Source organism: Pelorhabdus rhamnosifermentans (genome assembly GCF_018835585.1).
GTDB lineage: Bacteria > Bacillota > Negativicutes > UMGS1260 > UMGS1260 > Pelorhabdus > Pelorhabdus rhamnosifermentans.
On record NZ_JAHGVE010000004.1, the window covers coordinates 24,878 to 51,050 of the forward strand.

The 26,173-nt window shown below is 37.0% G+C and carries 24 protein-coding genes and 2 riboswitches; of the genes, 21 read left to right on the forward strand and 3 right to left on the reverse strand.

All coding sequences use genetic code 11. From position 1 onward, the window contains the following. The first annotated feature begins 115 nt into the window (after positions 1–115). The 15 genes from Ga0466249_RS06215 (at position 116) to Ga0466249_RS06285 (ending at position 16,803) form a co-directional block, all read left to right on the forward strand. Positions 116–2,998, forward strand: coding sequence for a sigma 54-interacting transcriptional regulator (locus tag Ga0466249_RS06215; protein WP_215828587.1), 2,883 nt, complete (start codon positions 116–118; stop codon positions 2,996–2,998). 297 nt (positions 2,999–3,295) lie between these two features. After that, positions 3,296–3,742, forward strand: a complete 447-nt coding sequence (locus tag Ga0466249_RS06220; protein ID WP_215828588.1) for a PTS sugar transporter subunit IIA — start codon at positions 3,296–3,298, stop codon at positions 3,740–3,742. 30 nt (positions 3,743–3,772) lie between these two features. Beyond that, on the forward strand, positions 3,773–4,075 hold the full coding sequence (locus Ga0466249_RS06225) for a PTS sugar transporter subunit IIB (protein WP_215828589.1): 303 nt from the start codon (positions 3,773–3,775) through the stop codon (positions 4,073–4,075). 57 nt (positions 4,076–4,132) lie between these two features. Continuing rightward, complete coding sequence (locus Ga0466249_RS06230; RefSeq protein ID WP_246588518.1) at positions 4,133–5,539, forward strand: PTS galactitol transporter subunit IIC; 1,407 nt, start codon at positions 4,133–4,135, stop codon at positions 5,537–5,539. A gap of 105 nt (positions 5,540–5,644) precedes the next feature. Then, positions 5,645–5,791, forward strand: a complete 147-nt coding sequence (locus Ga0466249_RS06235) for a hypothetical protein (RefSeq protein ID WP_246588519.1) — start codon at positions 5,645–5,647, stop codon at positions 5,789–5,791. Positions 5,792–5,981: 190 nt separating this feature from the next. Beyond that, positions 5,982–6,800, forward strand: coding sequence for an HAD-IIA family hydrolase (locus Ga0466249_RS06240; RefSeq protein WP_215828590.1), 819 nt, complete (start codon positions 5,982–5,984; stop codon positions 6,798–6,800). 293 nt (positions 6,801–7,093) lie between these two features. After that, complete coding sequence (locus tag Ga0466249_RS06245; protein WP_215828591.1) at positions 7,094–8,146, forward strand: EFR1 family ferrodoxin; 1,053 nt, start codon at positions 7,094–7,096, stop codon at positions 8,144–8,146. 132 nt (positions 8,147–8,278) lie between these two features. Next, on the forward strand, positions 8,279–8,860 hold the full coding sequence (locus tag Ga0466249_RS06250; protein ID WP_215828592.1) for a TetR/AcrR family transcriptional regulator: 582 nt from the start codon (positions 8,279–8,281) through the stop codon (positions 8,858–8,860). A gap of 165 nt (positions 8,861–9,025) precedes the next feature. Then, positions 9,026–10,111: an efflux RND transporter periplasmic adaptor subunit gene (locus tag Ga0466249_RS06255; protein WP_215828773.1), complete on the forward strand. Its 1,086-nt coding sequence runs from the start codon at positions 9,026–9,028 to the stop codon at positions 10,109–10,111. Next, entirely contained in the window at positions 10,108–13,164 is a 3,057-nt protein-coding gene (locus Ga0466249_RS06260; protein WP_215828593.1) for an efflux RND transporter permease subunit, read from the forward strand. The genes Ga0466249_RS06255 and Ga0466249_RS06260 overlap by 4 nt, the downstream gene beginning before the upstream one ends. Before the next feature lie 281 nt (positions 13,165–13,445). Further along, positions 13,446–13,904, forward strand: a complete 459-nt coding sequence (locus Ga0466249_RS06265) for an Lrp/AsnC family transcriptional regulator (RefSeq protein WP_246588520.1) — start codon at positions 13,446–13,448, stop codon at positions 13,902–13,904. Positions 13,905–13,912: 8 nt separating this feature from the next. After that, positions 13,913–14,533 (forward strand): LysE family translocator, encoded by a 621-nt coding sequence (locus tag Ga0466249_RS06270; protein WP_215828594.1) that lies wholly within the window; start codon positions 13,913–13,915, stop codon positions 14,531–14,533. 37 nt (positions 14,534–14,570) lie between these two features. Beyond that, entirely contained in the window at positions 14,571–14,687 is a 117-nt protein-coding gene (locus Ga0466249_RS06275) for a hypothetical protein (protein WP_246588521.1), read from the forward strand. Positions 14,688–14,816: 129 nt separating this feature from the next. After that, positions 14,817–16,013, forward strand: a complete 1,197-nt coding sequence (locus Ga0466249_RS06280; RefSeq protein WP_215828596.1) for a pyridoxal phosphate-dependent aminotransferase — start codon at positions 14,817–14,819, stop codon at positions 16,011–16,013. A 46-nt stretch (positions 16,014–16,059) separates the two neighbouring features. Continuing rightward, the gene (locus tag Ga0466249_RS06285) at positions 16,060–16,803 is read left to right on the forward strand and encodes an AAA family ATPase (protein WP_215828597.1); all 744 of its coding nucleotides are present in this window, start codon (positions 16,060–16,062) and stop codon (positions 16,801–16,803) included. Positions 16,804–16,866: 63 nt separating this feature from the next. On the opposite strand, the gene Ga0466249_RS06290 is transcribed toward Ga0466249_RS06285, so the two are convergent. Beyond that, entirely contained in the window at positions 16,867–17,298 is a 432-nt protein-coding gene (locus Ga0466249_RS06290; protein WP_215828598.1) for a hypothetical protein, read from the reverse strand. 457 nt (positions 17,299–17,755) lie between these two features. Between Ga0466249_RS06290 and Ga0466249_RS06295 the strand changes: the two genes are divergently transcribed. Together Ga0466249_RS06295 and Ga0466249_RS06300 are read left to right on the forward strand one after the other, a co-directional pair. Continuing rightward, a complete protein-coding gene (locus Ga0466249_RS06295; RefSeq protein WP_215828599.1) occupies positions 17,756–17,986 on the forward strand; it encodes a hypothetical protein in 231 nt (76 codons plus the stop codon). A gap of 246 nt (positions 17,987–18,232) precedes the next feature. Continuing rightward, a riboswitch (cyclic di-GMP riboswitch) is annotated at positions 18,233–18,318 on the forward strand. A 166-nt stretch (positions 18,319–18,484) separates the two neighbouring features. Then, on the forward strand, positions 18,485–19,540 hold the full coding sequence (locus tag Ga0466249_RS06300) for an HD-GYP domain-containing protein (RefSeq protein ID WP_215828600.1): 1,056 nt from the start codon (positions 18,485–18,487) through the stop codon (positions 19,538–19,540). 50 nt (positions 19,541–19,590) lie between these two features. Here the strand turns inward: Ga0466249_RS06300 and thiM are convergent, their stop codons facing one another. Next, a complete protein-coding gene (thiM, locus tag Ga0466249_RS06305) occupies positions 19,591–20,424 on the reverse strand; it encodes a hydroxyethylthiazole kinase (protein ID WP_215828601.1) in 834 nt (277 codons plus the stop codon). Beyond that, the gene (gene thiW / locus Ga0466249_RS06310) at positions 20,405–20,938 is read right to left on the reverse strand and encodes an energy coupling factor transporter S component ThiW (RefSeq protein WP_215828602.1); all 534 of its coding nucleotides are present in this window, start codon (positions 20,936–20,938) and stop codon (positions 20,405–20,407) included. Before thiW ends, thiM begins: the two co-directional genes overlap by 20 nt. 307 nt (positions 20,939–21,245) lie before the next feature. Further along, positions 21,246–21,354: riboswitch (TPP riboswitch) on the reverse strand. Positions 21,355–21,752: 398 nt separating this feature from the next. Between thiW and Ga0466249_RS06315 the strand changes: the two genes are divergently transcribed. The 4 genes from Ga0466249_RS06315 to Ga0466249_RS06330 all read left to right on the forward strand — a co-directional run bounded on the left by Ga0466249_RS06315 (position 21,753) and on the right by Ga0466249_RS06330 (position 26,168). Further along, complete coding sequence (locus Ga0466249_RS06315; RefSeq protein WP_215828603.1) at positions 21,753–24,683, forward strand: sigma 54-interacting transcriptional regulator; 2,931 nt, start codon at positions 21,753–21,755, stop codon at positions 24,681–24,683. Between the two features lie 92 nt (positions 24,684–24,775). After that, the gene (locus Ga0466249_RS06320) at positions 24,776–25,405 is read left to right on the forward strand and encodes a bifunctional 4-hydroxy-2-oxoglutarate aldolase/2-dehydro-3-deoxy-phosphogluconate aldolase (RefSeq protein ID WP_215828604.1); all 630 of its coding nucleotides are present in this window, start codon (positions 24,776–24,778) and stop codon (positions 25,403–25,405) included. 2 nt (positions 25,406–25,407) lie between these two features. Further along, positions 25,408–25,875, forward strand: a complete 468-nt coding sequence (locus Ga0466249_RS06325) for a PTS sugar transporter subunit IIA (RefSeq protein ID WP_215828605.1) — start codon at positions 25,408–25,410, stop codon at positions 25,873–25,875. 14 nt (positions 25,876–25,889) lie between these two features. Then, positions 25,890–26,168 carry a PTS sugar transporter subunit IIB gene (locus tag Ga0466249_RS06330; protein ID WP_215828606.1) on the forward strand — a complete coding sequence of 93 codons (279 nt, stop codon included), beginning with the start codon at positions 25,890–25,892 and terminating at the stop codon, positions 26,166–26,168. Positions 26,169–26,173 lie beyond the last annotated feature (5 nt).

The following is a 26,173-nucleotide window of genomic DNA, read 5'->3' on the forward strand; positions in this document are numbered from 1 at the left end:
TGAGCTTCTCCTGTCACAGGGATAATTCAAGCGGCTTATAGTAGTATGCAAGCGGTAAGATGTTTTTTTGATAAAGGAATAGGCTTTGGTAGCAAATGAGAGAGGAATTTGTGATATGGATTTAAAAAATAAGGTGATCAATCTTGTCGATACAGAAAACAAAAAAAATCCGCTGACGGATGTACAGATTGCAAAGTACTTACATACTACTAGAGAAAATATAACCAATATCAGAAAAGAACTGAATATCAATAACTCGCGCCAACGGCGCTATCCATATTTGAAGGCGGCAATTTTGGCCGTGCGGAAAAATCAACCCAATATTGCCGTATCGGATTTAACGTGCCAGTTAATTGAGCAGGGGTTTGCGATTTCGAGGAAAGTGATTGACGAACTTTTGCCATTGTCGGAGGTTGAAGCAACAACGAAGAGTGACGGTTTACAGGTGAACGGTGCCGATCCATTCAAGCGGCTTATCGGGAGCAATGGTAGCTTGAAAAATTCGATCGAACAGGCAAAGGCGGCGATTTTGTATCCGCCCAAGGGATTGCCAACTTTGCTTACTGGTGAAAGTGGTGTAGGAAAGAGCTTGTTTTCCAAGACAATGTACGATTTCGCGAAGGGAAACAATGTTATTCATGAGAATGGCGTGTTTATTGTGTTCAATTGCGCAGATTATGGGGATAATCCGCAATTGTTGTTATCTCTATTATTCGGGTACAAAAAAGGAGCATTTACGGGAGCGGTAAATGATACACCCGGTTTAGTTGAACAGGCGGACGGCGGGATACTGTTTTTGGATGAAATCCATCGCTTGCCGCCAAAAGGACAGGAAATTCTTTTTTCTATTTTGGACCGTGGGTGCTTCCGTCGTTTAGGGGAAAGCGGTATAGAGCGCGCGGTGAACTTGATGTTTATTGGTGCAACGACGGAAAGTCTTGAAGACAATCTTCTCTTGACGTTTCGGCGGCGTATTCCAATGATCATCCAATTGCCAGCATTAAAAGATTGGTTTTTGAAAGAACGTGTTGAGCTCATTTATACGATATTTCAGGCGGAATGCAATCGCATCAATGCGAAGATTTTTATCGACAAAAGTGTCGTGGAAATTCTTGCCCTTAAGGAGTTTAAAGGGAATATAGGCCAGTTAAAAAGTATGATTCAGGTTTTGTGTGCGCATTCGTTTATGAATTTTCTGCAGAATAAACAGAATAGTCAGGAAAACATAGTATCTATTGAGGTCGCAGGAATTTTGAAACTTAATGATTCCTTTCAGGATACATCATTCGCGGAAATCGAATATTCTGAGATTCGAAAATATCTTAAAAATCTAATTTTGATACCGTTTGGGGTAAATGATTTTGCTGTAGAGGGGGATTTTTACAATACTGCATATCAGATCAATAAGGATATTTATCGTGGTATTGAGACAAAGTACGATGAGTTAAAAAATCTTGATTTGAGTGATTCGGAAATCGAGAATATCTTATGGGCATTTATTTTGAATCGTTTCAGTGATGTGATGGATCCGGTTGAAAATGAGCTTTTTTCATTTAAAGAATTAAAAACCTTTGTGCGCGATAATATTCTTAAGGTCATCAAGGAATTTATGGATGAGATCATTGGCGAAGGACGAGAGAGCAAGGTAAATAAGAATGCATTTAAGTATCTGGCAATTCATTTAGAAGAAGCCATTAAAAAAATCAAGTTGAATCAGCGTATCGTTAATTTGAATATGAGTAAAATAAAAAAAGAATTCGTCCATGAATATAGCATAGGCAAGCAGTTTGCAGAAAAGCTGGAACAGGCGGAAAACATCAAGATTTCAGAGGATGAAATCGCATTTATTGCGTTGTATATGAAGGCGGCACTGCATGAAGAGGAAAAAAAGAAGCGTGTAGGCCTGATTGTTGTATCGCATGGTAATATAGCTAGCGCGACGGTTAAGGTCATTAAAGATTTACTTGGTATGAAGGCTCCGATGGCAATTGATATGCCACTCAATGAAAAACCAATAAATATTTATAATAAAGCTGTTGCTATGGCAAAGGCAGTTAATCAAGGGTGTGGAGTATTATTTTTGGTTGATATGGGATCGCTGACGAATATTGGGGATATCGTAATGCAACGGACAGGCATAAAAACACGGATGCTTGATCGCATGGATTTGTTGATAGCTTTGGAAGCGGCACGCAAGGTCTCAATAGGGGAATCTGATTTGGATGAAATCTATTTTTCATTATGTAAGGAAAATATGAAATACAATTATATTTTAGAAAAAGAAGCGAATAAACAAAGTGCGATTATTACGATTTGCCTTACTGGGGAAGGCAATGCGAAATATATCAGCCAGGAAATCGAAGCGAAATATCCGCAGTTTCGCTGTTATGCAATAAGTGCCCTCGACGAAAATATCATGACGAAAATTAATGAAATAAGAAATGAGAATAATATATTAGCAATTATTGGTACAATTAATCCAAAGATTTCAGGCATCAATTTTATTCCTTACGATAAAGATATATTAAAGAATTTGGAATTGTATTTGTCAATGCAATATATCAATGACTTGGCTTACTTCCTTGATGATGAGTTGATTCTTTATGAACCGGAATTCTATATAAAGCGGGATTTACTGGAATATATTTGTTCGCTTTTAATTAATAAAGGGTATGTCAAGAAGGCATATTTATCCTCGGTTTTACATCGAGAGGAATTGTTGCCAACCTTTTCTAAAGGGAATACAGCAGTACCGCATGGTACGTCAGCAGAGGTTTTACGCACGAAATTTGTTTTTGTGAAGTTGAAGGAACCCATTGATTGGGTTGTCGGTAACGTGAATTTCTTGCTCATGCCGGTATTTACCGCCGATGATAAGGATATTGTTAAAAAAATGTTAACGGTTCTGCAGGATGAAACTTTTATGAAGGCAATTCGCATGTGCACAAATGGAGAAATGTTTAAGCAAATCATTATGGAAAAGGTAAAAAAATTATAATATAGCGATGCAGCGGTTGCTGCATCTTTTTTGCTATTAAGAGCAACAGGGGCGAGCTTTACGTAAAAATTTATACATTTGGCAATACATAAAGTAGTGGCAAAGAGAAAAATGGATTTTTGTATAGATTATGATTGAAGAGCCGGCAAAGCCTTATAAATCAATGGTAAAAGAAAAAATTTAGAGTTGAAATAGTTCGGCACGGTACTTGCTTATATATAAGGTGACAGGAAAAAGAAGGAGCTGGTCAAAACTACTATAAATAAGTTTAAGGTAAAAATTATTAGGAGGATATACATGAATTTTGACTTAATTGAACTGAATTTGGCAGCTGAAACAAATCAAGATGTTATTGTTACATTGGGGAAAAAAATGTTGGCGAACGGTTACGTAAAGGATAGTTACATCAACGCGGTCATAGAGCGCGAAATGAATTTGCCAACGGGATTAAATCTTGGGAGTTTTTCGGTAGCGATTCCACATACGAATGCAGAGCATGTTATTTTGTCGCATATCGCTGTTGCCGTACTCAAAAAACCGGTGATATTTTACTCGATGATTGATCATTCGGATAAATTGCAAGTGGAACTGGTGTTTTTACTGGCAATTAAGGATCCGGATGGGCAGGTTAGTTTGCTGCAAAAATTGATGTCAGTGTTTCAAAATTTGGAACTGTTGCAGCAAATCAAAGCGGCTAAAACGAAAGAAGAAGTCGCAAAGCTATTAGATGTAATAGAATTATAAAATAAAAATATAAAAATGGAGGATTTTACCTTGGGAAAAATCAGTGTTTTATCAGTGTGCGGATCAGGTACAGTTACTTCTTCGATGGTAGCAGGTAAAGTAAAAGAATTTCTGAAGGACAAAGGCTATAATGTTTCTGCGACGGAGGCAAGACCTACAGAAGCATTGAATCTGGCACAATCTGGACGTTTTGATTTTATTACGTTCACAAGTCCGTTGCAATCGGGCGACTACGTTATACCGACTGTCAACGCGTTTGCCTGTCTGACGGGAATCGGTGAAGATGAATTTTTTGAACAGGTTTTGGAAATTGTCAAAGGCTTAAATAAATAAGAAAGCAAGTTGAGGCAGCCATTTGAGAAAATTATAAGATGAATAGGAGAGTGGATTATGTTAGAACTAATGAAAGGAATCATAGATTCTTTTGGTGCTTCTATTATCGTACCTATAATAATTTTTATCATAGCAAAAGCATTTAGGGTTGAAACGAGGAAATCATTTTTATCTGCAGTTTATGCAGGTGTGGGCTTACAGGGTTTCGTACTGCTCCTCAATTCTTTTACACCGATTATTACACCAGTCATCAACCATATGGTGCAGAGTACAGGTGTAAATTTACCTGTATTTGATGTTGGTTGGCAGGCAACGTCGTTAGTTGCATTTTCGACAAGTGCGGGTATGATTTACTTAGGTTTAGGGATTGCATTACAAACGTTGTTGTTCCTGGTAAAATGGACGGACGTATTCCAGCCATCTGATTTGTGGAATAACTATTCTTATATGGTTTGGGGTGCAATGGTCATCGGTGTAACAGGAAATTTCGTTCTCGGTATCGCTTGCATGGTTGTTTTAAACTTGTACAGCTTATTGATTTCTGAATTGGTCGCAAAACGTTGGTCGACCTATTATAACTATCCAAATTGTACAATTATCGCCATGCATAATGTAGAGCCATCTGTTTTTGCTGTATTGATTGACCCTCTATATAATGCATTGGGGTTGAATAAACTTAAGTTGAATCCAAAAGAATTGGAAAGAAAATTTGGCTTTCTTGGCGAACCTATGACATTGGGTCTATTCTTAGGGATGTTTATCGGTATACTTGGTAATGTTGATAGAATCATGACGTTAGCAGCTTGGGGCGAAATCATGAAAGTCGGTATTTCTACAAGTGCTATTATGGCAATTTTCCCTAAAGTTGCGAGTATGTTTGCGCAGGCATTCGCACCAATTACAGATGCTGCAAGGAAAATGATGAGCAAATCGGGTAAACGTGACTGGTATATTGCTGTAAATGATGCGGTTGGATATGGGGAACCGGCTACGTTGATGTCAGGCTTGATTTTAATTCCTATTATGTTAGTTATTGCTATTGCTCTACCAGGAAATCAAGCGCTGCCAGTTGTTGACTTATTGGCTATTCCTTATATGGTGCAAGGCCTTGTGGCCGTGCATAATGGCAATATAGCGAAGATCCTTGTGTCTGGTATAATTTGGTTTAGCTTAGGCCTTTATGTATGTACGGCGACGGCGCCTCTCTTTACGAATATGGCATTGACGGTTGGTGTTGCTATTCCGGCAGGGGCAATGCTGATTACGAGCTTCAATATTTTGGGTAAACCGTTGATGAGCTTAGTATTTTTTGCCTTTCTTACAGCGAGCCCGATTTTGATTGGTCTTACACTTGTAGCGTATTTTGCTTTATGGGTATTTTTCAAAAAGAACAAAAAATCAATATACGATTATCTCGATAGACAAGCGTTGAAAAATGCATCGGAAGAAGAAATTGCTGTTTAATTTTATTATCGGATATATAGTTTTATAGAGGGGCTGTCTTTTCGACAGCTCCGTTTTACAGCCGTGGCGAAAGCTTTCCATCGCAGAATAGCAGTTGTCGCAAAGATGTACATGCCGTCGTATACAGAGGAACTAGCTGAGATTTATTATCGGACGCTTACAATGAATGGTGGTAAAGAACCACCTATAGTGCCGTTGGCGGAATTGCAGAAATGGGAGTATCCGAAAGAAATTCAGTTGCCTGAGCAATAAACACTATTAACAAAGTCAGCGTATTCATTCTTGATGATTCTATAGTGTGCCGCGAACAAAGTGAAAAAACCAAATTCTCTGCTAGAGTTTACGATCCCTGTGGAAAGTATGTGAAATGGTATACGATGCTGATGCTGCGAAAGTTGAGTAATGGAACTGCAAAATAATAAGAAGAGGTGGTTTAGTCTTTATGCAAACTTTAGGGGAAATTAGATGTTTTTTATTAGATATGGATGGTACTATCAATCTAGGACAGAAATTATTACCTGGGGCGAAAGAATTTATTGATTATTTGAAAGAAAGTGATCGTGATTTTTTATTTCTTACAAATAATTCATCAAAAGATAGTACACATTATGTGGAAAAAATGTGTAATTTAGGGATAGAGTGTGATGCGAAAAATGTTCTAACTTCTGGCGATGCTACAATTAGTTATTTAAACAGCTTAAAATCAAAAGCGAGAGTATTTCTAATGGGTACGCCTGAACTAGAACGAGAATTTCAGAAGTTTGGCTTCATATTGACAGATGAAAATCCGGATTATGTTGTACTGGGTTTTGATATGACATTAACCTATGAAAAACTTGTCAAGGGCTGTGATTTTATCCGCAATGGTGCTGCATATATTGCAACTCACCCCGATTTTAACTGTCCGGTAGAAAACGGATATATTCCTGATACCGGTTCCATGATGGAACTTATAAAGGCATCAACTGGAAAGGTTCCGTTTGTTGTTGGCAAACCGAACAAAGAGATTATTCAGAGTGCTTTTAGAAAAATGAAGCAGTATAAACTAAATGAATTTGCTGTCGTGGGCGATCGTGTATATACGGATATTAAAACGGGAGAAAATGCAGGAATTACATCTATTTTGGTATTGTCAGGCGAGTCTACTGTCGAAGACCTTGATAAATATGGTGTGAAGGCAACTTTTGTTTTTGATGGCATAGGAGATATATATAAATCTTTAAAAAAATATGATGAAGAACATAAAAATATTAGCAGCTGATGCGGTACACTTCCTCGTATTATTGCTGTTCAAAGTAAAAATTGTGCACCTCAGGGGCTGCTGTTGCTGGAATGCTGCAATATTTTAATGAAAAATATGATAACAAACTTAAGATTGTTGTTCTTTTAACAGGTATGGGACTGAAAAAATAATAGCAATGAATTCATGATGAATAGTATTAGAGGAAAAAAATCTATCCTGCATTACTTATGATAAGTGGTGCAGGATTTTTATTTCGGTGATAGAAGCTGATATAAATAGTAGTTACTAATGACAAACATGGGGTGAGTATAATGTTTGAAAAGATATCCGTTTATTTTATGACTGGTACAGGCAATTCTTATAAGGTAGCCCTATGGTTTACTGAAATTGCCCAAGAACTTGGTTTGCAAATAAAGATACAACAAATAAAGACAGATAAACTGTGCGTAGAGCCAGATGCGAAAACATTATGTGTGTTTACATTGCCTACCCATGGTTTTACGGCTCCATGGTTAATATTAAGACATATTTTATGTCTCCCGAGGGGAAATGGTGCAGCGGCGGTTGTTCTACCTTCAAGGGCGGGCACGAGAATAAAGGGGGTTTCACTCCCGGGAATGGAAGGAACAGCAGGGTATCTTATTGCCTGCTTATTATTTCTAAAAGGGTATACAGTAAGGGGCGTCATGGGTGTCGATATGCCTAGCAATTGGACGGTAGTTCATTGGGGGCTAAGTAAGGAAAATATTGAATTTATCATTTCAGCGGCGGAGCCGAGAGTGAAACATTTTGCTAAAACAGTTTTGTCGGGGCAAGTATATTTTGACGGTATTATCCCTTTGATCTTAGGTGTATGGTTAGTCCCGATTTCTTTCGCCTATCTTGTTATGGCACAATTTATTCTGTCAAAATTGTTTTTCGCTTCCGATAAGTGTATAGGGTGCGGCTTATGTGCCAGTATTTGTCCTAAACGGGCTATTATTATGACGGGGAAAACAAAACAGCGACCTTATTGGAGCTATTCTTGTGATAGTTGTATGGCTTGTATGAATTATTGCCCGCATCAAGCGGTGGAGGCAAGTCCAATAATAGCAGTTATTTTTTATTATCTAACCACGATACCTGTTTCAGCATATTTATTGAATAATATAGTTAAGTTACCTTTGGAGTGGTTTCCTATAAATTGGGCTGGAATCATACAATATATTTATGTTTTGACGGCAGTCTTTTTGGCATATTTAATCTTACATACTACATTGGGCTGGCGATTATTCAGCAAGATTCTTAGTAGATTATCGCATACTCACTATTTTCGTAAATATCATAACCCCGCTGTATCATTAAAGGAATTGAATAAAAGGTGAGTCATATTTAATCATTCACTCTTGACTTGTGGAAACTGAAACACTATTATAGTATATAGGTGATTGCAGAACAATATATTAAGAGGTAGGTCTAGCTGATGAATATTTTGTTTAAGATAGTGGTGAAAAGTTATGGATGATTTAAAAGATCTTATTCTTGATAAGGCGAAAGAGCGATTTGATCGTTTTGGTTATAAGAAAACGACGATGGACGAAATTAGCCGAGATTGTAAAATTTCTAAAAAGACAATTTATGGTCACTTTAACGACAAAGAGGATTTGTTTATCAGTCTCATGTTAAGAGAAAGTTCCAAAAATCGGGAAATGATTTTCGCCCGCATCGAGGAATTTTCTGATCCTCTTGACAAGTTAACGCAGTTAATTAAAATTTCACTAGCGTATTTTAATGAAGATAATTTTTTAACAAGATTATTAAAAGCGGATGAGACGCTGTTTTCTACCTTTCTAAGCAAAAAATACCATTCTATGATTGGAAAAGATATTATTTTAATTATTGCCGATATCATTATCGAAGGAAAAAAGCAAGGGGAATTTCGAGATGTTGATGAACAGCTTGCAGCCTATGCTGGGGTAAGATTATTCCAAGCTTTTAGTTATATGCGAACGATCGAATTTTCTCAGGAAAAAATGGATCAGGGGTATTATACGGATATGCTAGTTGATTTTATAGTTCATGCTATTGTTAAAAGGTAGTTGACAATCTCTATGCGTGAGTAGATAGCTGTCATTAATTAGTAACTTTTGGCAGCTATTTTTTAGTCTGCGGAAACTACGAAACCGAATTAGTTTATAGTCTTTTTTTCTTTTATGGTGTTTTATAAAATCAGTCGTAACCATGGATGAGGGAGGAAATTTATGATGGGAAAAATTTTTGTTCGAAGGGTTGAACTCGTTATTATGTTGATGAGCTGCTTAATACTCGCAGGTTGCAGCAAAACGGCAACAGTAGTAGAGAAAGCGCCACTGGTTCATTCGCAAGTAATAAAAATGGATGGAATAGGCCAAAGTGCCAGTTATTCCGGTGAAGTGCGGGGAAGGTATGAAAGTCCATTGGCATTCCAAGTCGCAGGGAAGATTATCAAGCGTAATGTTGACTTGGGGAGTGTAGTTCACCCTGGAGACGCTTTGATGGAAATTGATCCTAAAGATATTGAGCAGAATGTAAATATTAGTTCAGCTCAGGTATCTTCCGCTCAATCACAATTGAAGCTTGCCGAGAATAATCTGATTCGCTATAAGCAGTTATACGAACAAGATGCGATCAGTCGTGCCCAACTTGATCAGTATCAAAGTGCCTATGATGTAGCAGTCGCTGCTGTTGGGCAAGCGTCTGCGCAGTATAGTCAAAGTGGTAACCAACTTGGATATAGTACACTTTATGCGAATAGTAACGGCGTTATTTCTAGTATTAGTGCCGAAGCCGGGCAGGTGGTTAGCGCTGGACAATCCGTTCTTACTTTAGTGCAGGACGGCGAGCGGGAAATTGAAATCAGTATTCCTGAGAACCGTATTGAGGAATTGCGTAAGGCGGGGAAAATTGAAGTTGCTTTTTGGGCTTTGCCGGAGACTACTGTGGAGGGGATAGTACGGGAAATTTCGCCTATTGCTGATAAAGTGTCCCGTACATATAAAGTTCGAATTAGTTTAGTGAATCCTCCACAGGAAATAAAGTTGGGTATGACGGCTACTGTGACGGTCGCTCCTTCGGATAGTCAAAAAGCAGCTTATATTCCTCTAGCTGCTTTGTACCAGACTGGGGATATACCGAATGTGTGGGTTATTAATAACGATATCGTTACGCTTAGACCGATAAAAATCGGCGTTTTCGGTGATAACAAAGTTAATGTTCTAGAAGGGTTGCAAGACGGAGATCGAATCGTAATTGCTGGAGTACACAAGTTGCAGGAAGGACAAAGGGTACGGACAATAGGTGATGACCAATGAAACAGCATAATTTGACAGAGTGGGCACTTAATCATAAACAGATTATCTATTATTTCATCATTGTAACTTTTGTAATGGGAATATTTTCATATACTCATTTAGGAAGAATGGAAGACCCCGATTTTGTCATTCGCCAAATGGTTGTTTCCGTGGCTTGGCCAGGTGCCAGTGCCAGTCAAGTGGAAGAACAGGTAACAGACAAAATAGAAAAAAAGCTCCAAGATACGCCTGGAATAGATTACTTAAAAAGTTATTCCCAGCCGGGGCAGGCCGTGATCTATGTAAACTTAAAAAGTGAGGTAAGTGAACAAGATATTAGGCCAACCTGGTTGGAAGTACGTAACATGGTCAATGATATAAAGGGTACGTTACCGCAGGGGGTAGTCGGACCTGCATTTAATGACAGGTTTGATGATGTTTTTGGCTCAATTTATGCGCTTACAACGGATGGGTTTACCTATGAAGAAATGCGCGATAGAGCGGAGAAAATACGCAGGACTTTACTGGGAGTTCCCAACGTAAAAAAAGTTGAATTGCTTGGTGTGCAGGACGAAAAAATTTATATTGAAATGGAGAGCAGCAAGTTAGCTCAACTTGGTATTGATCCCAATCTAATTATCAATACTGTGAAAACACAGGATGCCATGACAGCATCAGGAATGATCGAAACATCGTCTGACGATGTGTACTTACGTATTAGCGGCATGTTTGATGACATAGAAAGTATCCGCAATTTGCCCATTCGTGTCAATGATCGCACCTTTAGACTGGGGGATATTGCTAATGTGCGGCGTAGTTATGCTGATCCGATGGAGCCTAAAATGTATTTTAATGGTCAACCTGCCATCGGAATCTCCATATCGATGGATAAAGGGGGGAATATTCTTACACTGGGGGCAGATATAAGCAAAACGATTGATCAAATTAAGCAGGATTTACCGCTTGGTTTTGAAATCAGTCAAGTATCCAATCAGCCAAAAGTAGTCGAAGAATCTATTGGTGAATTTATAAAATCATTGCGTGAAGCAGTAATCATTGTGTTGATTGTCTGTTTTATAAGCCTTGGTATACGTTCTGGTGTAGTAGTTGCTCTATGTATTCCACTGGTAATAGCTGGTGTATTTGCTTGCATGCAAGTCATGGGGATTGATTTGCATAAGATTTCATTAGGTGCGTTGATTATTGCGTTGGGATTACTAGTTGATGATGCAATTATTGCGGTAGAAATGATGAGCGTAAAACTGGAGCAAGGCTGGGATAAGTTTAAGGCTGCTTGCTTTGCTTACACGGCTACTGCTTTTCCAATGCTGACGGGAACGCTGATTACATGTGCCGGTTTTATACCCATCGGGTTTTCCAAAGGGAGTGCTGCGGAGTTTACCAGTAGTCTGTTCAAAGTGATCACCATCGCTTTATTGATATCTTGGCTTGTGTCAGTTTTGATAACACCACTTTTGGGACAGCTATTGATAAAGGTAAAACCTGCAGCAAAAAGCGGGCATGATATCTATGATACAAAGTTTTACAGAATGTTTCGGCGGGTATTGATCTGGTGTTTATGTCGTAAAAAACTGGTACTTGGCGTAACAATGTTATGCTTTTTGAGTTCGATTTTCCTTTTGAAATTCGTAAAACAAGAATTTTTTCCGCCATCTATACGTCCTGAGCTTATTGTGGAACTGACTTTACCTGAAGGATCTTCTCTCAAGGCAACAGAGCAGGAGGCCAAGCGGTTTGCTGAGAGCCTTGCTGACGATGCTAATATTGATAATTACAGTTATTATGTGGGAGAAGGTGCTCCACGGTTTGTGCTAACTACTGACCCTAAGCTTCCGGCTAACAACTATGCTCAATTTGTTATTGTGGCTAAAAATACACAAGCGCGAGAAGTATTAAATAAGAAAATAGATAACTTATTTGCTGAGAAATTCGTAAATGTGCGTGGAAATGTAAAGTTAATACAGACAGGGCCGCCTTCGCCCTACCCGATTATGCTGCGCGTTGCAGGATATGACCATGATAAAGTGCGGGAAATTGCTCAACAAGTTAGTACAGCCATGGCAGCAAATCCTAACATTACGGATATTAATTTTGATTGGAATGAAAAAAGCAAAATTATGCATTTGTCTGTTGATCAAGACAAAGCAAGAATGCTGGGTATTGATAGTCAAACATTGGCAACTAATTTGCAAACGCAGTTGTCAGGTGCCGACATATCTGAGTTTCGTGAGAAAGATAAAACGGTTGATGTAGTATTTCGTATTGATTCTCAGAACCGAAATAATTTAGCTCATATTAAGGACCTTAATATTCATATTGGCAATGGAAAATTTGTTCCTTTGGGACAGATTGCCAAAATAAGCTATGAAGCCGAAGACGGACTGATTTGGCGGCGGGATCTTAAACCAGCGATTACGGTACAGGCTAATGTAACTCAGGGAGTAACTGGCAATGATGCTACGAAGCAGGTGTACGAAAAGCTTAAGGATCTGCGTAATAACTTGCCGCCAGGCTACAGCATCACCATTGGCGGATCTCTCGAAAATAGCCAAAAAGCGATTGGATATTTGCTTCAACCAGTGCCAGTCATGCTCATCATTATTTTTACACTTCTGATGTTCCAGCTGCAGAAGATGTCTTTGATGATATTAACAGTATTGACGGCACCCCTTGGAATCATTGGAGTCAGCATATCCATGCTATTGACGCAGCGACCCATGGGATTCGTTTCTGAACTGGGGATCTTGGCTCTTAGTGGCATGATTATACGAAACTCAGTTATCTTGATTGATCAAATTGAGCAGCATATAAAAGATGGTGAGACGGTGTGGGATGCTATTATCGATTCAACCATACTAAGATTTCGCCCGATTATGTTAACTGCCGCCGCTGCCATATTAGGCATGATTCCTTTAATGGCGAGTACTTTCTGGGGCCCCATGGCAGTGGCTATTGCTGGTGGATTATTTGGTGCTACTGTGTTGACGTTACTTGTTTTACCAACGATGTATGCGGCATGGTTTAAAGTGAAACCAGATGTGGAAAATGATTAAATTGTTTAATAAAATAGTTGGCAGTATGAATTCTGTAAACATAAAGTCAACTCACTTTAATTGCATATTATAAAAAGCTGATTAGAAAACTCAAGGCTTCGACTTATCCTATTACAGGGGTCGAAGCCTTGTTGCATGCTTTCATTTATCTACCATCTAAATTTCGCTATAATTGTTAGGTAGAAGTAAAAAGGTACAAGCGATTTTTTTAACTTTTACTTTATTTTTTTACGAATAAAATGTATTATTTATATAAAACATTCGAAAGAGAGGTTTTTATATTGGATAGTAACGATTTCAAAGTAATCAAACAACTTATGGAACAAGCTCGTACAACATGGGCAGAGTTAGGAACACTTCTTGGTCTCTCAGCTCCTGCCGCGGCCGAGAGGGTACGCAAGTTGGAAGAACTCGGGGTAATAAAGGGCTATTCAGCACTAATCAATCCAGAAGAGATAGGTTGTGGGTTAGCTGCTCTCATCTCTGTTACGTTGGAACGACCTGAACAGAAGAAAGAGTTTCTCACTAGGGTGAATAATCTGCCAGAAATACTGGAGTGTCATCATATAGCTGGGGCAGAAGATTACATTCTTAAAGTACGTTGTTCAGGTACTCGTGATCTTGAAAGGTTAATAAGTGAAAAAATAAAGTCTTTGTCAGGCATAAAAACTCGGACAACTGTCATTTTATCGACTGTTAAAGAAACTCCAATATTGCCAATAAAATTTGAAAGAGGGTAGAAATAACGATGGAACTGCTTTTTTTGATTAAAGGAGTGATACTAGGCTTTTCTATCGCTGCCCCTGTGGGACCTATGGGAGTTCTTTGTATCAGGCGCACCCTGTCTAGTGGTATGTTAAGCGGTTTCCTTTCCGGTTTAGGGACAGCAACAGCAGATGCTATATACGGTTGTATCGCTGCTTTTGGTGTAACAGTGGTTTCCGCTTTTTTACTCGATCATCAATCCTATTTGCGTTTGATTGGCGGACTGTTTTTACTTTATTTAGGTTATAAAACATTTCAATCTATTCCAGCAGAAGAAGCTGTAAAAGCGGGGGGCAAGAGCTTTTTAGGTGCTTATACATCTGCTTTTTTCTTAACTTTAACGAATCCGCTGACTATCCTATCTTTTGCAGCAGTTTTTGCAGGATTAGGGGTAGGTACAATGGATGGAAACTACATATTAGCGGGATTCTTAGTTCTTGGGGTTTTTAGTGGTTCTATGTTTTGGTGGCTTATATTAAGTGGAATGGTAAATATGCTTCGCTCCAAATTTGATCAAAAGCGACTCAAATGGATTAACTGGCTTTCAGGGTTCATAATAGGTGGGTTTGGTATATTGAGCTTAATATCCAGCAGCTTCACTTAACCTTCAATATCAAGACATGGAAGGAAAGCAACAGGTTATGCAATTAGAAGGAGACTTATCAGAATTAGTAAAGAGAGAGGACGACCATTTGGATAGTATTTTAGCGATTGTTCATACGATAGGTACTAGGTCTTTTGCCGTGAAATTAATGTAATTAAAAAGGAGCACATCTGTGTAACAAATCAGTAGCTTTATTGTAATTATAAAGTAACTTATGTATAATATTAATGAGAGTGCTTCTGTACTGTTCTTTAGATAGTAGAGCTTAGGAGGATTGGTATATATGGATTTATCTATAAAAGGATTATCAATAAGTCCATCATCTACTTTAGCTATAGATGCGAAGGCAAAGAAAATGAAAGCTGAAGGACTGGATATTATTGGATTTGGCGCAGGCGAGCCCGATTTTGATACGCCAGAGCATATTAAAAGGGCTGCAATCGCAGCTATTGAGTCTGGTTTTACGAAATATACTCCTGCATCAGGTATATTGGAGTTAAAGCAGGCTATTTGCAATAAGTTTAAGAAAGATAATGGGTTAGACTATACGCCTGAGCAAATTATTGTTAGTAATGGTGCAAAACATTCTTTGGTAAATATATTTCAAGCGCTATGTAATCCTGGAGATGAGGTTATTATACCTGCACCTTATTGGGTTAGTTATCCAGAAATGGTAAAAATGGCAGATGCCACTCCTGTAATCATAAGAACATCAGAACATAGTGGATTTAAGTTTAGTGTTCAACAGATTAAGCAGGCATTAACTAGAAAAACAAAGGCAATCATAATCAATAGTCCCTGTAATCCTACGGGAATGGTTTATTCTCACAGAGAACTTGCGGAAATCGCTGATTTAGCAGTGGAACATGGAATATTTGTTGTTTCTGATGAAATATATGAAAAACTAATTTATGATGGATATGAGCATGTTAGCATTGCGTCGATTAATGACAAAATAAAAGAGCAGACCATTGTTGTTAATGGTGTTTCGAAAACATATGCGATGACTGGCTGGCGAATAGGCTATACGGCATCGAATAGTGAAATCGCTAAAATTATGGGTAATATGCAAAGCCATGCGACATCAAATCCTAATTCGATAGCACAAAAGGCAGCAGAAGCGGCTATTAATGGTGAGCAAGATATAGTAAATGATATGGTTTCTGCATTTATTACTAGAAGAAATTATATGGTAAAGCGAATTCACTCCATACCTGGCTTGTCCTGTGTTACTCCAAACGGAGCGTTCTATGTACTGATGAATATTTCGAAATTTATCGGAGCTGAAATTGATGGTATAGAAATTAAAGGCTCGAATGATTTTGCCGATGCATTGCTTGAGAAAGCCAAAGTTGCACTTGTTCCGGGTTCAGGTTTTGGTATAGATACGCATGTGAGGTTGTCTTATGCGACTTCCCTGCAGAATATTACTGAGGGATTAAATCGAATTGAAAATTTATTAAATAAGGTAAATAGGTAAGTAAAAATTGTTCGTAAGAGTAATGAGTAAATGCTAGGAGATTTAAATGGAAGTATTAAATACAGGGCATTATTTGCGTTCCGTAAAATTGTTGCGAGATAAAATAGATTATTTCAATCAATATCCCTTTTCTCTACCTGCTTTTCGTGATTTACATTGTTTGGAGTTTCATCCACAGGTTACATTCATCGTAGGGGAAAACGGTACAGGAAAATCTACACTACTGGAGGCAATTGCTATTGCATGGGGATTTAATCCTGAAGGGGGAACTTGTAATTTTAATTTTTCTTCAAGAAATTCTCATTCGGAATTGCATGAATACATTCGTTTAATTCGAGGAGCAAGAAAACCTAGAGACGGTTTTTTCTTGCGCGCAGAAAGCTTTTATAATCTTGCAACCCAAATAGATGAGCTTAAGGTCAGTGATTTTTATGGAGGACGGTCATTGCATGAGCAGTCGCATGGGGAAGCTTTTTTTTCGACTTTTATGAACAAATTTAAAGGCAATGGGCTATATATATTAGATGAGCCAGAGGCAGCCTTATCTCCCATGCGGCAAATGGCAATGATTTCAATAATACATGACTTAGCGAATAAACACTCACAATTTATTATTGCAACTCATTCACCTATTATCATGGGATATCCGAATGCAATAATTTTACAAATATCCAATAAAGGGTTTGATGTTGTTGAATATGAAAAAACAGAGCACTATGTTGTAATGACAGAGTTTATTAATAACCGTAAAAAAATGCTGGACGTATTGTTGGATGAAAAAAAGTATTAGCATAATGCTAATACTTTTTTTTGATATATTACCGAATATGGATTTGATAATCATGGAGCAACATTATTGCTGGGTACGTTCGATGGTTAAAGGTCGAATGCTGGTATCTGCTCCAATTGTATACGTGAGAGTCTGTCCGTTATTTTTAACTTTCTCTATTGTTTGATAGACTAAAGCACCAGGGCCAGCCCAAAAGGGGATTTTTATTTGGTAATCTGAATCCTCGACGCCAGTGTAGTTTAAGTCTAATTCATTTTGTCCTGGAGTAAGTGTTTTGAATATCTGCGGTAGTCCTTTGTCAAGTATTACGATGCCGATGCCGTTAATTTCTGCCTTATTGCCATTCGGAAATGTAATTTTGCTATTCCAAAAATCTTGATTTACAATAATTTTTACACTGAGTGTTTTATCAGCTGCATAAACATTGGGCGTGTATATCCCTAAACTAAACAGCATTAATCCGGCTAATATGAGTATCATTTTTGCTCTTTTCATTCAAATACCTCCATTTGTTAATTTTACTATTAATTATGTTCAGCATCTTAGACAATGCTTCCTGCTCCAAAAGGCTTGATTTTTTATGAAAATAAAGCGTATAGTGCTCATTCGGTAGAAATGTTATTTGTTTCAATAGTATAATAACTAAGAGTTTCTACAGAACATCATAAACGTAGGAACTTTTATATACGTGAATATAGACTATCTAATTAAAAAGAATGAGGTAATAGAATTTAAAAGAAAAATTTATTATGAGAGCGTGAGTGGCATTAAAATATGAATGAAATTAGTTATTAGGTCTGTAGACTAGAAGCCAAAAAAGACGTATAATTACGTTATACGTCAATAAATTACATATAAAGACAAGATCATTAGTGAGAAGGAGGCCAACAATCTAATAATGTTTGAATAGTTCTGTTATCATTACACAACATTTTTGGGAGAGTGATTGGGTATGAGAACACTTAACAGAAGAACTTGTGGTTTACTTAGAGCAGCAACTATTGAAGCTCAAATGCGTAGAAGAACGACAGCTATTGGTGGTTTTGTTACTCATGATCGAAGAGAATACAGACAACCGGAAGTAAAAACGATTAAGATGACACCTGCTGAGTTGGATCTATACATTACAGAACAATCTAAACATTGGGGGCATCCATTAAAACCATTAACGAAAATAGTATGAAAAATAAACCTTTATTATAAATAGATTTGAGATCTAGGCGTCAGCATTATGCTGGCGCCTGATTTTACGCCCATAACCTACCCAGTAGGTTATGGGCGTATTGCAATTTAGTAGCATTTAGCGAATTGCTTGCTAAGTATTTGCTTTTTTAGTAGAATCAGTAACGAAAATTTAACCTGATATTACATATTATAAATGACTGATTTATAAAAATGTGCTATTATTAGTATATTCTAGAATTATAGAATTAAACATGGGCAAACTTATCGAAAGATAGGGACGCAAAGCCATTGGGTCTAATGATTTTTATCAACGACTGCCGGGTTGCATCATTAAAATAATATGATGTATTACTTGGTAGTTTTTTATTTGTTATGATTAATTAAATTTTTAATTAACTGTGTACTTCTAATAGTGTCACAGGTATTTTTGCATGTCTATGGATGATTTTTTACTGACCGCATAACTATGAAGATAAAATTTAAGGTGGCGATCTTGGTGTTTATTAGAAAATGCAGCATTTTACAAGCTAAACCTGGGATGAAACTGGGGAAATCGATTATGGCTGAGAATGGAATGATATTATTAGATAAGGACGTAATTTTAACTGATAAGTTAATTGCTAAATTAGCATATTGGAGAATTCCCGAGATCTTTATTGCTGAAGAGGAAACATTCATATTTTTTGATGATCTAAAAAATGAACGGAGGGAATTTGTGAAAGAACGCGATAAAATGATCGTAGCAGTATCAGATATTTTTGATCAATTTAATGGATTTGATCAATTATCGGTTACACAGCTTCATGAATTTACTGATGAAACGCTTATGCCGCTATTGCTTAAATCAGACTCTGTATTCAGTTATTTGCATGTTTTTAATCATACGGGTGATTATCTTTTCAGGCATAGCATCAATGTGGCAATTTTTGCAGGAATTATCGGAAAATGGCTAGAATGGACGGAACTACAGAGTAAACAGCTTGTAACGGCAGGGCTGTTGCATGATATAGGAAAGGTGTGTATTCCTTTAGCTATTTTGAATAAGCCCGGCAAATTAGTGCCAGAGGAAATGGAGCTTATGAAAAAGCATGCTTTATTTGGATATGAAATTTTGCAAGGGGCAGATGATATTGATGATATAGTTAAGAATGGAATTTTACAGCACCATGAACGATTAGACGGGAGTGGTTATCCTTCATCACTGCAGGCAGGCGATATTTCGCAAGTTGCAAGGATTATTGCTGTCGCCGATGTTTATGATGCTATGATTTCCCAACGTGTATATCGTCAAGCGATTTCTCCAATTTTGGCGCTGAAGGAATTATGCCAAATGATGTATGGTATGATGGACCCCAAAATATGTATGACTTTTATTCAGCACGCTAAGAAATGTTTGGTAGGTTCTTTAGTCAAGTTAAGTAATGGTTTGATTGCTAAAATTATTTATTTGAATGAACAATATTTTACACGGCCTGTCGTTCAAACGTTGACTGGACAATGTATCGCGTTGGAAGAGGAATTGGAAATAGATATTATGGAATTCGTTTGCTAACAGTTGCCTATATACTAGCGGATTTTTGGGGAGTGGAGTCAGCGTAGTACCTATTTGCAAAAATGGTATTTTATTTTTTCTTTAAATTGGTGGTCTGATAGGCTGAATATATAGTCTAAAAGTGTTGTTTTAAACTTTCCGAGAAGTTCCACGTTTTGGGAAAGTTCTCCGCATATTCCCATAAAAGCTGTCGCTAGAACCGTTCCGCCAATGATATCTTTATTTGAGATAAAGGTTGCAGCCAAGACATTCAGCATACAGCCCGTTCCTGTTATCATTGAAAGCATTTCACAGCCGTTTTCAATAAGGTATGTATCCGTTCCGTCGGTGATAATATCAACCACTCCTGTTGCTGCAATAACAGAACCTGTCTTCGAAGACAGCGATGTTAGCAGGGCTAGGCTATTAGCTATATTATCCTCCGTAATCTTATCTTTTTCACCGACATCAATGCCTTTTGCACCGCTTTCAACGCCACAGAGAGCTTTCAATTCCGACATATTTCCTTTAATAACGCTTGGATGACATGCGAAAATAAATTTCTTTGTAAAATCAAGACGAAGGTTACTGCATCCGACTCCAACAATATCAATGATCGATGGAATGTTTTTTTCAAGGGCCGTTTTGCCGGAAATCAGCATTGATTCCATGCGAGTGTCTGTTATGTTACCGAGATTTACGGCCAGTGCCTTAGAAGATGCTGTGATATCGGAAACCTCGGCGGGATGTTCTGCCATAATCGGTTTTGCGCCAACAGCAAGTACAACATTTGCACAGTCATTAATTGAAATGTGATTTGTTATACAGTGAATAAGCGGTTTTTTTGCTTTAATTTGGTGTCTTATTTCTAATAGATCAGTTATGTTAAGCATTTGGTTTATCATAAATTTTCGCTCCCAAGCTTTTCTGAAGATTTGCCAGCATACCCGACTTCCTTAGCGCGGTAAGAAAAAAATAGGCAATCGTTCCGCCAATAAGCGTTCCGCAAATAAACAGAGGAACATAAAACAGCCATGTAAGCCCTGCTTTTCCAAAAATAAAGGCCATAATTGGGTAAGAAACAATTGCTCCGATGATGCCTGTTCCGATAACTTCTCCTATCACAGCGCAAATCAGTTTTCCGTTAGAAATTCTGTAAAGAATTCCTGATAGCGTTGCGCCAAAAACGGCACCAGTCAGAGCCAAAGGCGGAATACCCATGAACATCATTCTGATTATGCCGATTAGAGTTGCACAGAGTAGGGCATACCACGGTCCCAGCAAGACGGCACACACGATGTTAATAAAATGAGCCATAGGGCACATTCCTTCGATACGAAGAATCGGTGAAATTACTACGCCAAGTGCTATCATCATGGACAGCATGATCATTTTTAAAAGCCCGGATTTTCTTTCCATAAAAAATACCTCTCAAACATATTTATTTTTAAGCATAAAAGTGCTTAAATATCTGCTATTTGACAGGGTATGTCATATAGAAGGATAAATATTGTTATTAAGGTATATTTCTCGTGTAACTAAATAGCATCCCCCTATATGGCATAAACCATGTCAGGTCGGTCGAAGCTGAAAGCTTCCTCTCATCTCGAAACACGAGCTCCCTCGCTATTTAGTTGTTTTTTTGTTATAAGGTAAGGTGCAGGACGCTCCTCCTTCACCTCTTCGGACTCAAATCCCGAAAACAAATATAAATGGGATACACCCATAGCGGCATATCCCCTTATTTCTACGTTGGCATTATCCAAATCAGGTATATGGGTCAAAGTTTGATTACTTTTTCTCAGCCTGCTAAACAAGCTCCCCCAAATATTTAATTGCATTTATTGTATCATAAGTAATAAATTTTATCAAACAAGTCCTAATTTGCATTAGATATAATTGAGCGGTCACACCTTCAGGAACGAGCAGGTGATAAAGTGAAGAAAATAATTTGTGTTCTTTCACGGGTTTGATCATTATGAATAAATAAAATGGATCTTAGTCAATTTGCTGATTAAGGTTCATTTTGTTTGTTCTGGCATAATTCCATCATGTATTTCCTTAATCATATGCAGTTTTTTCGCAAGTGGAGGTGGACTTGACAATTTGCTCAATTAAGAAAAGAATTAAGAGAGAAGTTTTAGAAAATTTTGTTTTAAATTTTTTAATTAATAAATCCGTGTTATAGATTTATAAGGGGATTTTAGATAAAATATTCTTAGTAGGTGAAAACATGATGGATGAAATACTGAATATTATAAAAGGTGAAGACAAGAAAAATCCTTTAACAGATTTGTCAATAGCAAAAATGATTGGGATACGCAGGGAAAAAGTGATTGAATTAAGATGCAATCATGGTATACCCGATTCTAGAGAACGCCGAAAAGAAAGTATTATTCAAGAAGCTATGTTGATCTTATCAAGGAATGAAAATATTTCAGAACGAAAATTTACAGAGTTACTCCAAAAGGCTGGCTATAAAATATCTCGTTATACAGCTGGAAAGTTACAGAAAGAAGTTACGAAAAAATATTCTGCTGAAATAGAAGACCATAGAAAAAATGATTTTTTAAGTGAGCAGACAGCGAAGCTTGATTATTCAGGAAACAACAAGAAAAAGGAAAGTGAAGCATTTAATCATATTATCGGATATCAATCTGGCCTGAGAGTTCAGATAAATCAAGCGAAAGCAGCCATGCTTTATCCACCTCACGGGTTGAATACCTTAATTATTGGACCATCAGGAGTGGGAAAATCTTATTTAGCCGAAAATATGTATAAATTTGCTGTCGAATCTTCCATTTTGTCGGCAACAGCTCCTTTTGTTGTGTTCAATTGTGCGGATTATGCGGATAACCCGCAACTACTTCTTACCCAGCTTTTCGGTTATGTAAAGGGTGCTTTTAGCGGGGCCGACGCAACCAAATTCGGTTTAATTGAAAAAGCAAATCAGGGGATTCTCTTCTTGGACGAAGTTCATCGTTTACCAAGTGAGGGACAGGAAATTCTTTTTTCTATATTGGATAGAGGGGAATTTAGGCGCTTGGGAGAAACGTCGGTACGGCGAATTAATGTACGGATTATTGCTGCAACGACGGAAAATATCGAGTCTTCCTTGCTATTGACATTCAGGCGTCGAATTCCGATGATTATTGATATTCCGATTTTATCGGAGCGATCTGCGAAGGAACGGTATGAAATTATCAAAAAAATTTTTACAAGCGAGGCAGCGCAGACAAAACAGCTTATAAAAGTAGATACTGCAGTTATAAAATATCTGATGTTATATAAATGTCCAGGGAATATTGGCCAATTATTTAGTGATATTAAAGTGGCCTGTGCAAATGCCTTTCTCGTATCAGTATCATCAGGAAATGCTGAAATAACCGTTAGGGCGCAAGATTTAATGAAATATGAAAATTTTAATACACTAGAGAATACGAATCGAGTTGAAATAGAAAAATATATTAAAAATCCATTGTTTATAGATCCAACAGCTTCCATAGAAAATGTTGACGATAAAATGCAAGATTGGTCATTTGACACCATTTATTCGACAATAGAGCATAGTTTTCAAAAATTAAAGAACAGTGGAGTGGATGGAAGAGAAATTAATAAAATTATTCAATCCCAGATAAGAGATACATTTAAAGAACATTTGGGGACAGAAGAAACGTTGGATAAGGCCATTGTGGAATTACAATCGATTGTTGACGAAAAAATCATCAGAACTGTAAAAAAGGCGGTCGACATTGCTAAAGAATACATACCAGAATTAGAAGAACGTGTATATTATTTTTTGGCAATACATTTGAGTACATTATATGAAAGAATCTGTAAAGGTGTATATAAATCTTTTCAGGTCGATATTGATAATATTGCAAGTAATTATAAGAAGGAATATGGAATCGCTAAAATTCTGATTTTAGAAATAGAAAAAAATTTGCAAACGAAAATTCCAAAAGAAGAAATTGCTATGATCGCAATGTATTTAAGAACTTTTTCTCGGCATGAAAAGATGCAGGAAGGAAAAGTTAAGATTATTGTTTTAACACATGGAAGAGTTGCCTCGGCTATGGTGGAAGTGGCTAATAAATTTCTTAATATGAATTATGCAACGAGTATAGATGTAGATTTTAACGAAACACCCGAGGCTGTATTAAAAGAGACAATCGAACTTGTAGAAAAAATAGATGAAGGAAAAGGTTGCTTGTTGTTGGTTGATATGGGATCTCTAGTATCCTTTGGAGAAATTATTACAAAGAGAACAGGGATTAAGACAATCAGTATAGATCGCGTGGATACAGCGATGGTATTGGAGGCTGTTCGAAGAGCGGCTTTGATGGATATTACGCTGGATAATATTGTATCCGCAATCTATGAAGATAAATATTTATCGAAAAACATGGATATAGGTGAGTTGGCGCAAAAAAAGGCAATCTTATTTATTTGTATGACAGGAGAGGGGACCGCTTGTAGTCTAGCGGCTTATGTTAAAAAAAAGTTTATGCATATAGAAGATGAAGTACGTTTATTTACAATTGCTGCGTTAAATGAAACGAAGCTGAAGCAAAATATTTATGAAATTCAGCGCAGCTATCATATTATAGCCATTGTAGGAAGCATTAATCCGCAGGTCAAAAATATCCCCTTTTTATCAACAGATGAGGTTTTCAGGAGTGCAGGGATTAGGCGAATTCATAAAATACTATACACGGATCATGAAAATAAAGCAGTTTTGTATAAAATAATGGATGATAAGTTGATTCTTTGCAATTTAGTTTCATCGAATAAAACACAGGTCATTGACAAATTATCGCAATTATTAGTAGACTTTGGTGCTGTAAGCGATCAATTTGTGTTGAGTGTATACAAACGGGAAAGTATTGGAGCAACTTATTTAAAAGGGGGTATAGGAATACCGCATGGAGATTCAGCGTATGTTACTAAAACTGCCATGGCAATGGCTACTTTAGTGAAACCTATTGCATGGGAAAATGACTTTATGGCAGATTTAGTGTTTTTGTTTGCATTTCAAGATAGGGATCAAAAATATATAAGTGAATTTTATGACATTATATCAAATGAAAAAGCATTAAAGGAATTGAAAAAGGCGACATCTATGGAAAGAATCAAAGAAATTTTGTTTGAAAAACAATTTTAGCCAAATTGGTTGGCATGGTAATTGCAATAAAAAGTAGGTATAAACCTTATTGTGGTTTATACCTACTTTTTATTTAAGGAGCATAGAGGGATATGAAACAAAGGTTGACGGACTTTTCAAAAGTGATAGTTATTTTGAGAGGTTATAATTATCAGCAAGTCGAAGCCGTTGTTGAAGTCATGAAAAACAGTAAAATTAATGCCGTAGAAATTACTTTGAATCGAGGTGATTCCAAAACTATTATTAAAAAGATTGTTCAGAAATATGGTCAAGAGATTTCTGTTGGTGCAGGAACTGTTTTAAATGAAGCAGATTTAAAGGATGTAGTTAATATTGGAGTAGACTTTGTTTTAGCGCCGAATATGTTTTCTAAAAAAATGCTGGAATTTTGTAGAGAACATCAGGTTATTAGTGTACCAGGTGCATATTCACCTACCGAGATTTATCAAAGCATTAAAGATGGTGCGGATATTGTCAAGGTATTTCCGGCAGATATCGTTGGCAGTAAGTTTTTTAAAGATATAAGGGCTCCTTTTGGGGAGTTACCATTGATGGCTGTCGGAGGAATTAATATACAAAATGTACGAGAGTATTTTTTGGCGGGAGCAAAATATGTTGGGATAGCATCAGGTATTTTTCAAACCGAAGATATCGTAAATAGTAATAAAGATTCTTTAAAAAATTCGTTGAAGAACTTTGAAGAAAAAATTGAGGGTGCTTAAATATGGAAGAACCATTGAATATAGATAAGAAAATGATTTTTAAAATTGAAAGTAACGGAAAAACCAGAGAAGATATTCTAAGTTTTCTGGCAGGTAAACTTTTGAATGCCGGTTATGTAAAAAATGATTATGAAAAAGGAATTTTAAACCGAGAGAAAACATATCCGACGGGATTATTGACGGGTGGAATTAATGTAGCTGTTCCACATACTGATTGTATTTATGTAAAAAAAAGCGCTTTGGCTGTAGGAATTTTAGATACGCCGGTGATCTTTAAATCTATGGATGATCCGGACAAGGATATAGAAGTCAGTATAGTGATAATGATTGCCTTAAATCAACCACACGGACAAATTGAAATGTTGCAAAAGATTATTCAATTGATCCAAAAACAAGACGAATTGGAAAAATTGCTTAAAAGTAATAGTCTGGATAATATCCATGCAACGATATTATATTATTTAAATTGAAGGAGTAGATACAAATGAAAAAAGTATTGGTAGCATGCGGAAATGGAATTGCAACTTCAACGGTAGTTGCACAGAAAATTCGTGAAGCTTGTGAAGAAAAAAGGTTATCTGTCTCAGTATCGCAATGTAAATTATTAGAGGTTGAATCTAAAGCAGAAGATTATGATTTGCTTGTTACTACAGGAAAATTTGCTGGCGGTAATGTTAACATTCCAGTCATTGGAGCCATTGCTTTGCTTACGGGCATTGGTGAAGAAGAAACTATAGAAAAAATTATCAATGCGATTAAATAGAGGGG

Excerpts from the sequence above, each read along its gene's own strand:
- Ga0466249_RS06230 (WP_246588518.1), top strand. The coding sequence starts at position 4,133 with ATGTTAGAACTAATGAAAGGAATCATAGATTCTTTTGGTGCTTCTATT.
- Ga0466249_RS06325 (WP_215828605.1), top strand. The coding sequence starts at position 25,408 with ATGGAAGAACCATTGAATATAGATAAGAAAATGATTTTTAAAATTGAA.
- thiM (WP_215828601.1), bottom strand. The coding sequence starts at position 20,424 with ATGATAAACCAAATGCTTAACATAACTGATCTATTAGAAATAAGACAC.
- Ga0466249_RS06295 (WP_215828599.1), top strand. The coding sequence starts at position 17,756 with ATGAGAACACTTAACAGAAGAACTTGTGGTTTACTTAGAGCAGCAACT.
- Ga0466249_RS06315 (WP_215828603.1), top strand. The coding sequence starts at position 21,753 with ATGATGGATGAAATACTGAATATTATAAAAGGTGAAGACAAGAAAAAT.
- Ga0466249_RS06320 (WP_215828604.1), top strand. The coding sequence starts at position 24,776 with ATGAAACAAAGGTTGACGGACTTTTCAAAAGTGATAGTTATTTTGAGA.
- Ga0466249_RS06245 (WP_215828591.1), top strand. The coding sequence starts at position 7,094 with ATGTTTGAAAAGATATCCGTTTATTTTATGACTGGTACAGGCAATTCT.
- Ga0466249_RS06220 (WP_215828588.1), top strand. The coding sequence starts at position 3,296 with ATGAATTTTGACTTAATTGAACTGAATTTGGCAGCTGAAACAAATCAA.
- Ga0466249_RS06240 (WP_215828590.1), top strand. The coding sequence starts at position 5,982 with ATGCAAACTTTAGGGGAAATTAGATGTTTTTTATTAGATATGGATGGT.
- Ga0466249_RS06235 (WP_246588519.1), top strand. The coding sequence starts at position 5,645 with ATGTACATGCCGTCGTATACAGAGGAACTAGCTGAGATTTATTATCGG.
- Ga0466249_RS06215 (WP_215828587.1), top strand. The coding sequence starts at position 116 with ATGGATTTAAAAAATAAGGTGATCAATCTTGTCGATACAGAAAACAAA.
- Ga0466249_RS06290 (WP_215828598.1), bottom strand. The coding sequence starts at position 17,298 with ATGAAAAGAGCAAAAATGATACTCATATTAGCCGGATTAATGCTGTTT.
- Ga0466249_RS06255 (WP_215828773.1), top strand. The coding sequence starts at position 9,026 with ATGGGAAAAATTTTTGTTCGAAGGGTTGAACTCGTTATTATGTTGATG.
- Ga0466249_RS06275 (WP_246588521.1), top strand. The coding sequence starts at position 14,571 with ATGCAATTAGAAGGAGACTTATCAGAATTAGTAAAGAGAGAGGACGAC.
- Ga0466249_RS06270 (WP_215828594.1), top strand. The coding sequence starts at position 13,913 with ATGGAACTGCTTTTTTTGATTAAAGGAGTGATACTAGGCTTTTCTATC.
- Ga0466249_RS06330 (WP_215828606.1), top strand. The coding sequence starts at position 25,890 with ATGAAAAAAGTATTGGTAGCATGCGGAAATGGAATTGCAACTTCAACG.
- Ga0466249_RS06250 (WP_215828592.1), top strand. The coding sequence starts at position 8,279 with ATGGATGATTTAAAAGATCTTATTCTTGATAAGGCGAAAGAGCGATTT.
- thiW (WP_215828602.1), bottom strand. The coding sequence starts at position 20,938 with ATGGAAAGAAAATCCGGGCTTTTAAAAATGATCATGCTGTCCATGATG.
- Ga0466249_RS06285 (WP_215828597.1), top strand. The coding sequence starts at position 16,060 with ATGGAAGTATTAAATACAGGGCATTATTTGCGTTCCGTAAAATTGTTG.
- Ga0466249_RS06260 (WP_215828593.1), top strand. The coding sequence starts at position 10,108 with ATGAAACAGCATAATTTGACAGAGTGGGCACTTAATCATAAACAGATT.
- Ga0466249_RS06280 (WP_215828596.1), top strand. The coding sequence starts at position 14,817 with ATGGATTTATCTATAAAAGGATTATCAATAAGTCCATCATCTACTTTA.